Annotated in this window: 10 protein-coding genes; all 10 read right to left on the reverse strand. The window is 51.5% G+C overall.

The annotated features are described in order from the left end of the window. Positions 1 to 6: 6 nt before the first annotated feature. The 10 genes from GC097_RS33955 to GC097_RS27855 all read right to left on the reverse strand — a co-directional run bounded on the left by GC097_RS33955 (position 7) and on the right by GC097_RS27855 (position 11,277). Positions 7 to 2,235, reverse strand: a complete 2,229-nt coding sequence (locus tag GC097_RS33955) for an SfnB family sulfur acquisition oxidoreductase (RefSeq protein WP_216625918.1) — start codon at positions 2,233 to 2,235, stop codon at positions 7 to 9. A 13-nt stretch (positions 2,236 to 2,248) separates the two neighbouring features. After that, a complete protein-coding gene (locus tag GC097_RS27815) occupies positions 2,249 to 3,628 on the reverse strand; it encodes an LLM class flavin-dependent oxidoreductase (protein ID WP_171686543.1) in 1,380 nt (459 codons plus the stop codon). Between the two features lie 17 nt (positions 3,629 to 3,645). After that, on the reverse strand, positions 3,646 to 4,311 hold the full coding sequence (locus tag GC097_RS27820; protein WP_171686544.1) for a methionine ABC transporter permease: 666 nt from the start codon (positions 4,309 to 4,311) through the stop codon (positions 3,646 to 3,648). Next, positions 4,304 to 5,074 (reverse strand): methionine ABC transporter ATP-binding protein, encoded by a 771-nt coding sequence (locus GC097_RS27825; protein WP_171686545.1) that lies wholly within the window; start codon positions 5,072 to 5,074, stop codon positions 4,304 to 4,306. Before GC097_RS27825 ends, GC097_RS27820 begins: the two co-directional genes overlap by 8 nt. A gap of 18 nt (positions 5,075 to 5,092) precedes the next feature. Beyond that, positions 5,093 to 5,986 carry a MetQ/NlpA family ABC transporter substrate-binding protein gene (locus GC097_RS27830; RefSeq protein ID WP_171686546.1) on the reverse strand — a complete coding sequence of 298 codons (894 nt, stop codon included), beginning with the start codon at positions 5,984 to 5,986 and terminating at the stop codon, positions 5,093 to 5,095. A 47-nt stretch (positions 5,987 to 6,033) separates the two neighbouring features. Further along, positions 6,034 to 7,317 (reverse strand): acyl-CoA dehydrogenase family protein, encoded by a 1,284-nt coding sequence (locus tag GC097_RS27835; RefSeq protein WP_171686547.1) that lies wholly within the window; start codon positions 7,315 to 7,317, stop codon positions 6,034 to 6,036. 43 nt (positions 7,318 to 7,360) lie between these two features. Next, the gene (gene ssuD, locus GC097_RS27840; protein WP_171686548.1) at positions 7,361 to 8,518 is read right to left on the reverse strand and encodes an FMNH2-dependent alkanesulfonate monooxygenase; all 1,158 of its coding nucleotides are present in this window, start codon (positions 8,516 to 8,518) and stop codon (positions 7,361 to 7,363) included. A 97-nt stretch (positions 8,519 to 8,615) separates the two neighbouring features. After that, complete coding sequence (locus GC097_RS27845; protein ID WP_171686549.1) at positions 8,616 to 10,073, reverse strand: 4-hydroxyphenylacetate 3-hydroxylase family protein; 1,458 nt, start codon at positions 10,071 to 10,073, stop codon at positions 8,616 to 8,618. Positions 10,074 to 10,248: 175 nt separating this feature from the next. Next, positions 10,249 to 10,866, reverse strand: coding sequence for a TetR/AcrR family transcriptional regulator (locus GC097_RS27850; RefSeq protein WP_312875737.1), 618 nt, complete (start codon positions 10,864 to 10,866; stop codon positions 10,249 to 10,251). Between the two features lie 264 nt (positions 10,867 to 11,130). Then, on the reverse strand, positions 11,131 to 11,277 hold the full coding sequence (locus GC097_RS27855) for a hypothetical protein (RefSeq protein ID WP_171686551.1): 147 nt from the start codon (positions 11,275 to 11,277) through the stop codon (positions 11,131 to 11,133). Positions 11,278 to 11,351: the final 74 nt, after the last annotated feature.

Genomic DNA, 11,351 nt, shown 5'->3' on the forward strand with positions numbered 1-11,351 from the left:
TTCCTATTAAACTTTATATTCATGATAAATTCCATTTAGAAACCACTTGCCGACGTGATGCAGCTTTAACCGAGCCGGATCGTGCAGCGTATGAATACGAACATTGCGCCAATGGCGGTCGTAATTATGTTTGCGATCCATCGATGAAGTACCTGCAACCTCGAAGAGAGCGTTAGTAATTTCAATCGCCGTTTCCGTAACGAGCCATTTGGCTGAATCAACCGTCAATGCAGCCCGGCCGGCGGTTTCCACGTTCAAGTCCTTGCGCGCGTGGTCGATCGCGTCGGCAGCCCGGTCCAGCAAGGCCTCCGCCGCTTGCAGACGAATGCCTAGCTCGCCGAACCGGCGAATCAGATCGGGCTCCTCGCTCGCCCGCTCTGCGCCGCTGCCGAAAGCCGGACGCGCATGCTCGCGAACGAAGGACGCTGCATCCTCCAGGGCCGCCCGCGCAATACCAATGTCAATGGCAGCATGCATGATTTGCCCAAATGCTGAGAAGTATTGGGGGCCCTCAAATATTTGGAAGTGGGGCAGCAAATAGTTCTCCGGCACTTTCACGTTTCTGAGCACGACGCTGCCGCTCGCCGTCGTCCGCTGGCCAATACCTGACCAATCGTCGAGCACCGTTACCCCGGGTGCGTGCCTCGGTACGAGAGCGGTCATTCTTTGTTCGTCTTCGTTCAGCGTGGTAACAGGGATCCAATGTGCATAGAGCGCCCCCGTCGAATAATATTTGTTGCCATTTACGACGAAGCCATCCTCGCCCTCCAATTTACGAACAGTTGTGGTAAGCTTTCTTGCTCCCTTGCTGCTGCTGCGTTCCGCTAGCCCGTTGCCAAACTGCGCGCCATTCAATACTTCCCGGAAGAAAAAACTTTTCTGCTCCTCACTGCCAATCAACTCAATTGTTTTCACAAAAAAATGATGATTTTGCGGAATTTGACCGATGGATCCGTCTGCGTGCGAAATGATCTTAAAGATGTCCACGAGCGTTCGGGTGGATACGTCCGGACCTCCGTACGCCTTCGGCACGACGAGTCCAAGCAAGCCTAATTCGGCCAAACGCCGCATCTCACGTAAAGGCAGCTTTCTTCCGCGGTCCCGGTCAGAGGCTCCAGGGCGTATTTCCTCCGCAAACAATCGCGCTGCCGCCAGCGCTTCCTCATCGCCTTGGAGCAAGTGCGCCCGTGGCCGCTCATTGAAAAAAGAAAGCGGCAGGTCGCGCTCAGCGAATTGCGAGAGCGGCTCCCTCTGAGGACGCTCCACTTCTCCTGTATCAACAAGGATTTGTGCGTTTTGAATGGTCGTCAGATCCAGCGATTCTTCTAAAGGAACATCGCCTTGCAGACATCCGTATGCTTGCATCTCCTTCTTGAGGTTGACGAGCCTGTTCCATTTATCGTCCGTTACGCCAACTCCGAATTGCAGGTAGAGGTGCTCGGAGAAAATGGAAGGGATGGCATTCTCGGGTACGCCAAGCTGTTTGGCTGCGATCCGGTGCGCTTCGGTTCGGTTGTCGATTGCCCACTCAGAAGCCAGGGATACATGGGCGAGCAAGCGCTCGACTTCAACCTGATGCTCTCGAATCCACCCTGCCGAGACAGTCAGCACAGACAGTTCGGGATAACGAACGCTGAAGCATTCCAGTTCACGGATCCCCAGAAGTCGACGAGACTCTGCGGAGAGCGCCCAGTCGGCATATACGGCATCCACTTCTTTGTTCAGCAGAGCGCGGAGCTCCCTCCTCCCGGCATGGAATCCGTCCGCAGCATGTTCGCCTTGAAGTTCCACCCATTTCGGCGTTCCCGACTCCAATCCCGCTTTTTGCAGTGCAACATCTACAATCCTTGTCGCATCGCGTTTTCGAATGCTGTCATCGGGGTTGATCCTCGCAGCAATCCCAAGTTTGGCCCCCTTTAAATCGGCAGCTGTTCGTAACGGTGAATCCGCATGTACAAGAATGGAACCGCGCCGATCCTGCTGCTGAAGTCCGATTATGCGAATCTCCTCTCCCAAGGCTAACCGCTGAAGAACGACCGCTGCCCGCTCCATTCGAAGATCGAATTCAGCGGCTGCCCCTGCCTTAAGCCGAAGTCTGCCGGAGCCTGAATCCCGTAAGACCGGGATGCCTCTTCGCCGCAAATCGAATGGCAGCTCCTCCAGCTCATAAGCGAGATCGATGGCATTCGGCACCTCAGGCGCCGCCTGCGGTAGAGCATCTATTTTTATTGACATACTTATCCTCCTATCAGGTCAAAGTAGGCTGCTTACGGTATGCGGCGCCTGGATGATCTTCGGGCAGTCTGCTTACGCCAACCCCAAACAAACGTTCGCGAAGCGTCGATTCCTCATACTCTTCCCGAAACAATCCTCTGCGCTGCAGTTCAGGTACGACGAGCTCCACAAAATCGCGCAGCGTATCCGGCGAGACGATCTGCGTTACGTTAAACCCGTCGATCCCCGCCTCCTCTACCCAAAATTGCATGTTGTCGGCTACCTCTTCCGGCGTCCCGACGACGAACAACCCCCGTCCGCCAAGCGTACCTAACGTTTCCATGACTTCCCGGACCGTCTTCGGACGCGGGCTGTCTTTCGTAAATTGTGCCGCTGCCGTCTGCCCATGGTCCGTTTCTGTGTAGGCTAGAACGTCTTCCGGGTCGTATGCGGACAAATCATAGCCGCTTCCTCCACCGTAATGAGCCAGTACGCCTTCCAAACTATACAGCTTTTGAAAGCTCTCAAACTTGCTCCACGCTTCTTCTTTCGTTCGTCCTACAATGGCCAGCAAACCGGTCATCAGTTTGATATGTTGAGGATCACGGCCAAAGGCGGCTGCTTGTGCGCGAATATCCGCTGCATATCGCTTCAGCGTCTGAACGTTCCCGCCGCCTAAGAAGACGGCTTCCGCATGCTTCGCTGCAAACGCGCGCCCGCGCGCTGAACTGCCGGCCTGATAAATGACCGGCGTCCGCTGGATGGAAGGCTCGCTTAAGTGAGGTCCGGGAACTTTGAAATATTTCCCCTCATGATGAATGAGATGCACTTTGTCCGGGTCCGTATATACGCCATTGTCGACATCGCGAATGACCGCATCGTCTTCCCAACTGCTTTCCCAAAGCTTATAGGAAACGTCCAAATATTCTTCGGCTATTTCATAGCGGTCGTCATGCTTGATCATGTGATCCAAGCCGAAGTTACGGGCGGCACTCGGCAAGTACGAGGTCACGACGTTCCAAGCGATTCTGCCCTTCGTTAAGTGATCGAGCGTCGACATCCGCCTCGCATGGCCGAAGGGCTTCTCATAAGTCGTGGAAAAGGTGACAGCGAAGGCTAGATGCTTCGTGACGAGCGCCATCGGCGGCACGACGAGAAACGGGTCGTTGCAAGGAATTTGCACCGCTTCACGAATCGCCGTCTCCGGCCCTTGTTTGTATACATCGTACACGCCGACAACGTCTGCCAAAAATAAGGCATCAAACTTCCCTCGTTCCAGCAACTGCGCCAGCTCCGTCCAATAACGGATATCTGTGTAACGATGCCGGTTGTTGTCCGGGTGCCGCCATAAGCCGTGCGCAATATGCCCAACGCAGTTCATTTCGAAAGCATTGAGGTGAATTTTTTTTGGCATGTGGATCTCCTCCTTCCTTACAGCCTTTTATCCAGTTTGCGTACGAAATAGTTCCCTGCGAATTGAAAAACTTGTACGAACAGCACCATAATGACTATCGTAACGAACATGACATCGGTTTGATACCGGTAATAGCCGTAGCGGATGGCAAAGTCGCCAATGCCCCCGCCTCCGACGAGTCCCGCAACCGTAGAATAGGAGAGGAAACTTACGGTAACAATCGTAATCGCGTTCGCAATACCGGAACGGGCTTCCGTATACAGCACCTTCCAAACGATCTGGAATTTATTTGCCCCCATCGACTCGGCCGCTTCAACCACTCCGCGATTGACGTCCAGCAAAATTTGCTCGATAAATCTGGCAAAATAGGGTACCGCATTGATGATCATCGGCACGGTGGCAGCTGTTGTGCCCAGCGCCGTACCGACGACAAGCCGGGTAAACGGAATGATGGCGATCATCAGGATAAGAAAAGGAAACGAACGAATCAGGTTGACGAATCCATTTAGAATGAGATAAAACTTAGGCCATTTGAGAAAAGAATCCGGCCGTGTCAGGAATAAAATCGTCCCAAGCGGCGTACCAATGGCGACGGCAATTGGAATTGTCAATATAAGCATGTATAGCGTTTCCAGCAGCGCCTTAATAAGTTCGGGCCAAGCAGTGGCTATGTTATCAAACATAGTGGGCCTCCAATTCTCTCTCCAGTGAAATCTCGTTATTGAACAAATACTGTGCGATATTGGATTGAGGCACGATATCTTTCTCGCTTAAATCAAATTTCTCCACAATGACGCCATGCTCCATGACCGCCACTTTATTGCAGATTGCTTTCACGACGTTCATCTCATGGGTAACGATGACAATGGTAATCCCCAGATTGCGGTTAATTTCCTTCAATGCAGCCAAAATGCTGCCTGTCGTCTGCGGGTCGACGGATGAAGTCGGCTCGTCGCACAGCAGAATTTTCGGATTGTTGGCGAGCGCCCGGGCTATCGCGACCCGCTGCTTCTGCCCTCCGCTCAACTTGGCCGGGTACGCCTTGGCCTTGTCGGATAAGCCGACCATTTCGAGGCAGCTCTCGATGCGTTTGTGCCGTTCGGCCTTTGGCATCTTGGCGATTTCAAGCGGGAAGCTCACATTGTCATACACATTGAGATTGTTCAGCAAGTTGAAATGCTGAAAGATCATTCCAATCGAAAGCCGTTTCTTCCGCAGCTCGCGCAGAGGAAGCTGCGTCAATTCCTCGCCGTCGACGATGACATGGCCTTCGTCCGGCCGCTCGAGCAGGTTGATCGTCCGCAGCAGCGTGGATTTGCCCGCTCCGCTGAATCCGATCAACCCGTAAATATCGCCTTGCTCGATTTGCAGCGATGCAGAGGATACCGCATGCAGCGGTCCTCCGGCAGTTGTGAACGTTTTAGTTATATTTTGCAGGGTAATCACGGAAAGCCCTCCCCTTCGTTATTTATTCAAACTTTCCAATGTTTCAATGGCATCTCCGTATTTTTCCTTATAAAAATCTTTTACAGCCTGACTCTCATAAGCTTTTTGCAGCGCTTTGACTTTAGGAGTGCCTAACAGCTTGTTATTCACGGCCACAATTCCTTTGTAAGGCAAATCTTTTCCTGTCTCCAACGCCAGCGCATCCTGTTTTGGTTTATAACCGATCTGAACCGCAGTTCCGGCAAACAAGAAGCCTACGTCAACGTCGTCAAGCGTTCTCTGCAGCATCAATTGGTCGACTTCCTTAAATTTGTACTTATGAGGATTATCCGTAATATCTTTAAGCGTCGCATGGATGACATCCACGCCATCCTTCAATTTCAGCAGCCCCAGATCGCGAAGCATGAAAAGCGCGCGTCCGTTGTTCGCCGGATCGACGGGAATACCGATGAGAGCGCCGTCGGGAACCTCTTTGAAAGATTTATATTTCTTCGAGTACAAGCCTGAAGGCGTGAATGTGGTATAAAAAGCTCTCGAGATGTTCTTGAGGCCCTGGTCCTTCACGAATTGATCGAAATACGCCTCGTGCTGAAACGAATTCGTATCCGCTTGGCCGTCGTTTACGATTTTATTGGGTTGGATAATGTCGTTTACGATCACATGGTCAAGCGTGTAGCCGTCCTTGGCTAATTCCGCTTTTAAAATTTTGACAATCTCCCCGTTGAACCCGGCATCGCTCATCACATGATGAATTACCTTGTCTTCCGGATTAGCGGTCGCAGCCGCTTTCGAACTGGCTGCAGGCTGAGCGGCAGCGTTGGTGCTTGACGTGTCCGTTTTGGAGCAAGCTGCCAGAAGGAACGTGAGGGCAAGGATAACGGACATTGCGGTAAGTATGGTTGGTTTTTTCATCTTTTTTACCACTCCTTTAATCTAAGATTTGTATGTTAAAAAAGAGACTAGGACGGCGGCTTCAGCCGAGCGTCGTTGTCCCCAGTTGTCTGGTCGGAATGTGAGGATGCTCCTACTCCTGTTTGCCAAGCGAATGGAGGACGCGTACCGTTAACTGCGTAATCGCCGACAATTCGCTCTTTATAGATCAAGGGGTTATGCGATGCGATCGTCCTGGCGTTCCTCCAATAGCGATCAAGCCCCTTCGATCGAGCTGTCGCTGAGGCGCCAAGCGCATCGAAAATGGCAGCCGTGGCCTCAAGTGTCAGCCTCGCGACAATCGTCTGCGCTTGCGCCACTTCCACCTCCGCTTCGACGTTCGCCCTGTCCGCGTATTCGGCGTCCTCCGACGACTGGGCGTCGCACGCCCGCTGCACGGCCTCGGCCGCCTTCAGCACGATCACACCTGCAGCGTACGCCTGACTGTGCACACGTCCGGCAACCTGCAGCACTTGAGGATCCTCGCCTGCCCGGGCGGCCGATGCGTGCGAGTACGTTCTCCGCCGTTCAGCGACTGCCTCGGCAACATCCCTTGCGGCCGCCCTGGCTATGCCTGACAGCGTGGCAAGATGAACCATTTGGGCAAACGCGGTGCCATACTTCGTGTAGGTTTCGCGCTCGAATACATCTTCTCGCTCGACCGGTGTATTGACGAACCTCGTCGTGCCGCTGCCCGTCAGCGTTTGGCCGAAGCCGGCCCAATCGTCCACAATGTCGACGCCTTCCGCCGCAGCCGGAACGATGGCTGAGACGATGTCGTCTTCTTCAGCCGTCGCGCTAACGACGATCCAATCGGCATAAATGGTGCCCGTGGAGTAATATTTAACGCCATTTAAACGAAGCTGTTCCTCCGTCCCGGACAATGTGGTTGCGTAGCTCCCCACCTTGTTTTCTCCGGTCTCCGTCAAGGCATTCCCGACGATCGCTCCGGCTGCGATGCGCTGTAACCATCGTCGCCTGCGTTCTCCATCCGGCAAGCTTAATAATCTTTCGACGAAGCCGAAATGAATACGGAGCGCTTGTGTCACATTGGAATCCGCTTCTGACAATTCAATCAACAGTCCAAATAATTCAGGAAGCGTGGCACCGAACCCGCCTTCCTCCTGCGAAATGCGGACGGTCCCGAAGCCGCACTCCCTTAGCCATTCGATCTCTTCGTGAAGAAGTTTACGGTTCAGCTCCCGATGAACGGCTCCTTCGCGAATTCGTTGAAAGGCCGGCCGGAAACGCTCAGCCAGTCTCGTGTAGTTGTCCGATGGGCCGCAGCCCCAAACACCCTCGGAATGTCCCATTTTGCTCCTCCTTTTTCCTGATCTGTGCCGTGCCCTTTGGCATTCAAGAAGATGCGACTGACCGGTTATGCGCATTCGGCAAAATATCGTTGGCTACCATCTCGCCGAATGGACTTACGAACGCATACTTCTCTTTCGGTGCCTCCCTGTTGCTAAGCGGAAGCTTCGGGAAAAGCAATTCTTCGACTCGGAAGGCCTCTTCCAAGTGAGGATATCCGGACATGATGAATGTTTCGATGCCCAGCTCACGGTACTCCAGCATCCGCTCTGCAACCGTGTCCGGATCGCCGACCAACGCCGTCCCGGCACCCCCTCTGACGAGGCCGACGCCTGCCCAAAGATTGGGGCTGATCTCCAGCTTGCTGCGATCTCCTCCGTGCAGCTCTGACATCCGCCGTTGTCCGACGGAATCCATTTTGGCGAAGGACGCTTGCGCTTTGGCAATCGTTGCGTCATCCAAGTTCGAAATGAGACGGTCTGCAGCGGCCCAAGCCTCATCTGCCGTCTCCCGGACGATGACATGAAGCCGTATTCCGAAGCGGACTTTCCTTCCGCTTTTTGCAGCCAGTTCCCGAACGATCTCAATTTTTTCTTTGACTTGTTCGGGCGTTTCCCCCCATGTTAAATAAACATCCACATGATCGGCAGCGATTTGTTGAGCGACAGGCGACGAGCCCCCGAAGTAAAGCGGCGGATAAGGCGCTTGAACCGGCGGATACAAAATTTTCGCATTTTCCACCGTAATATGAGATCCGTCGAAGTCGACCTGATTCCCCTGCATAAGCTGTCTCCAGATCGTCAAATACTCATAAGTAAGCTCATAGCGCGTATCGTGATCGAGCAAAAGTCCGTCTCCTCTTGCTTCGGAGATATCTCCGCCGGTTACGATATTGATGAGCAATCTTCCTTGGGACAATCTGTCGAAAGTCGCCGCCATCCTTGCCGATAACGTCGGCGACATAAGCCCTGGCCGCAGTGCGATAAGAAACTTCAGCCGCTTTGTAGCCGGGATTAGCGCAGCGGCCGTTACCCACGCGTCCTCGCATGATCTTCCGGTTGGCAGCAATACGCCGCTGAAGCCAAGCGTGTCTGCCGCTTTCGCAATTTGGGTGGCATAATCCAAGTCCACCTCTCTCGCTCCCTCTCCTGTGCCCAAGTATCGTCCATCTCCATGCGTCGGTATAAACCAGAAAATTTCCATTTTGCAATCCATCCTTTCTTATAAATAAAAAGGAGACCTAATCAGCCCTATAAGGCAGAAGGTCTCCGGGTGTCCGGTTGACAGTCATTAAGAACATTTAACTTCCGTTTACAGCCCCCCGCTTTGCGGACTCTTTGATGAGCTTCCAAATCGGAGCGGTCAAACTTTCTTTATCGTGAGTCAAATATTGATTGGCAAATCCCCGTACAGGGTCCCCGGCGTAAAATCTCTCATACAGCTCATGTCTGGAACCGAGTGGGCTCCCCACCAAATCCCATGCGAGTTTGAACAACTGCACCTTTTTCTCGGCGCTGACTGCGGCCCCCTCGAAATATTCGCTCATTAATTCAGAAATGGTACCATAAAAATCTTCGATACTGGCAGGCACTTGAACAAACCCGCCACCGCCTATCTGCTGCAAAATTTCAACAGCACGCGGATAAAACTTTGTCCCGATATTTCTGGCCGTGTTTATGTATGACAGCTCAGGGACCAAAACGCCATGCTCATCATATTGGGCTTGCGTCTCCGAAGCAATGACCAGCGCTTTGATGGTATCGATTTGCGTTAACAACTCGCCAAGTTTTTCTTGAATGTGGAGAAACCCGCCCACACCGATCGCTTCTGCAACAGCAAACGTGACACCGGTAATGAATTCGAGTTTCGCAACGTAGCGCACCACATTTTGATGAAAAGCTAGCGCATTTGCCGTCTTATTCGCCCTAAGCGCCATAACCTTATCGGCGTCGCCGAACATCAGGACGCGTTCCCAAGGAATCAATACATCGTCGAAAAACAAGACGGCATCCATTTCGTCATATCTTGCGCTGAGTGGATAATCGTGCGCTTTATCGCTCGCATACGATTGCCGGCAAACGATATGAAGGCCTGCGGAATTTGCCGGCACAATTAAGACATGAGCATGCTTCCGATTGGCTTGTTCCAATTTGAGAAAAGAGAAAATAACAAAGTCATGCGTATACGGCGCACCAGTCGCAATCATCTTCGCGCCTCTGACGACAATGCCTTCGCTCGTCTCCTTCACCACATGCAGAAAGCGGGAAGCGATTCGGTTATCGTCCAATCCGCTCGATCTGTCAATTTGGGGATCAATGATAGCTGTCGTTAGAAAAAGGTCGTTGTCCCTCGCCGTTTCATAGTAAGCTGTAATTTTGTGCGCAAAGCCGGGTTCCAATCGATCGAGCTCGTGGCGCGCAGCATACCATCCAGTTATGAAAGAGCGGGCGTAATCCGAGAGCCTGCTCATCATGCCGTTGCATTGTTTGGACCAAAAGGCGAAGGATTGACTTCTCTTTGCAAGCTGCTCCGGCGTATAGGGAACAAGGAAGGAACTGTGCGCATAAGCTTCCCTGCCCTTGATCCGATAGCCTACCTGATCCCGAAGCTGGGGATCGTCAAGCGTATCGAATAGATTGCGTATGGTTAATAAGGTTCCGCGAAAAGCTGGATGCGTGTCGAGATGAGTGACTTTATTGCCACCCAGCCATACCGTTCTCCCATCATTCAAACTCTTTATAAACCTTTCGCCTCTCAAGCTCTCACTCCCGCCACTTTTAAATTTGATAATTCCGATGTATTAACTCAGGTATTGACTACATCATATCCGTCCAACGAAGCGGGGTCAACAAACAAAAACGAATAAAATGAAGCTTTTCGGACATATCCCATCTTATTGACCAGTATCTTTCTACAAAACAAACAGTTATCGTTTAATTGTGCATTTTTAAGCTCATAGCCTGATAAAAGCCAATTGAAGCTATTCGGCTTAACTGAATTGCCATATAGTTAGGGGAATACATCATCCCTTGTTTTAACCAAGTTAGGACAATCCCGACGATCCAAGACGCCATGCTTTCAAGCAAAATATCCAAAGGAACCGGCTGCTTCTGATCCATTCGATTGTTGTCGACCCGTTGACCTATCGTGTGCTGGACAGCTTCAATCATGCGATCTCCAAACCGTGAATCCGGCAAATGAAACAACAGAACGCGATAATGCGTCGCTTGCTCGGACAAATGCATGAACAGCAGCAGGAAATAGGGATCAGGAACTTCTTGATGCGGTACATATCCCAATATTCGCGATTTATTGTTTTCATATAAATTTAGCAGCTCGGCAAGCTTATCTTTCATGATTTGTTCGAGCAAATCGTACTTGTCTTGAAAATGGGTATAAAAGGTGGACCGGCTAATATCCGAAGCATCTGTAATATCCCTCACGACTATGGTCTCGAATTCCTTCTTTTCACAAAGCGACAAGAATGCACTGGTAATATGATGTCTCGTTTTATGAACTCGTCGGTCTGATCGTAAAACATTCATGCTCATCTCCCTTTCACATTCAAAGACTTGACACTTTCATCTGATTTGTCCGATAACGGACATTTCCTGGCATTATGTTCCTCTTCCTGAATTTGTTATATGTTATCATAAAACACAATTCATAGTTAATCAATTGGAATTATGATATTTGACACAAAAAGAAAAACCTAGCCTGTGGCTAGGTCCTTGTCTACACTCGTATGTTAGAGCGTGGGGGAGGGAACTGGATTTTAGGGTTCCAACAGTTTCTTGAAGGAGTCCTATGTCACATCACACTTCGGACACAGCAGCCGTTATCTTCGCGACAAGCGTCGTGTCTCTCTGCTGACGGACACCAGCGCCCTTATTTTCCAATTTCGGGGAGAAACCGGTCCCCAACTGAGCAAGTAACAGCGCTGGTGTCCGTAATATGTTCAAAGAGGTTCTTTTCCAACGAATAAGGGCCTCTCCGTCCGTTAACAAGGACAAAAATTGAGCAAACTTTTTTTGAT

It is taken from the genome of Paenibacillus planticolens (genome assembly GCF_013141725.1).
Lineage (GTDB): Bacteria > Bacillota > Bacilli > Paenibacillales > NBRC-103111 > Paenibacillus_E > Paenibacillus_E planticolens.

Excerpts from the sequence above, each read along its gene's own strand:
- GC097_RS33955 (WP_216625918.1), bottom strand. The coding sequence starts at position 2,235 with ATGTCAATAAAAATAGATGCTCTACCGCAGGCGGCGCCTGAGGTGCCG.
- GC097_RS27815 (WP_171686543.1), bottom strand. The coding sequence starts at position 3,628 with ATGCCAAAAAAAATTCACCTCAATGCTTTCGAAATGAACTGCGTTGGG.
- GC097_RS27820 (WP_171686544.1), bottom strand. The coding sequence starts at position 4,311 with ATGTTTGATAACATAGCCACTGCTTGGCCCGAACTTATTAAGGCGCTG.
- GC097_RS27830 (WP_171686546.1), bottom strand. The coding sequence starts at position 5,986 with ATGAAAAAACCAACCATACTTACCGCAATGTCCGTTATCCTTGCCCTC.
- GC097_RS27835 (WP_171686547.1), bottom strand. The coding sequence starts at position 7,317 with ATGGGACATTCCGAGGGTGTTTGGGGCTGCGGCCCATCGGACAACTAC.
- ssuD (WP_171686548.1), bottom strand. The coding sequence starts at position 8,518 with ATGGAAATTTTCTGGTTTATACCGACGCATGGAGATGGACGATACTTG.
- GC097_RS27850 (WP_312875737.1), bottom strand. The coding sequence starts at position 10,866 with ATGAGCATGAATGTTTTACGATCAGACCGACGAGTTCATAAAACGAGA.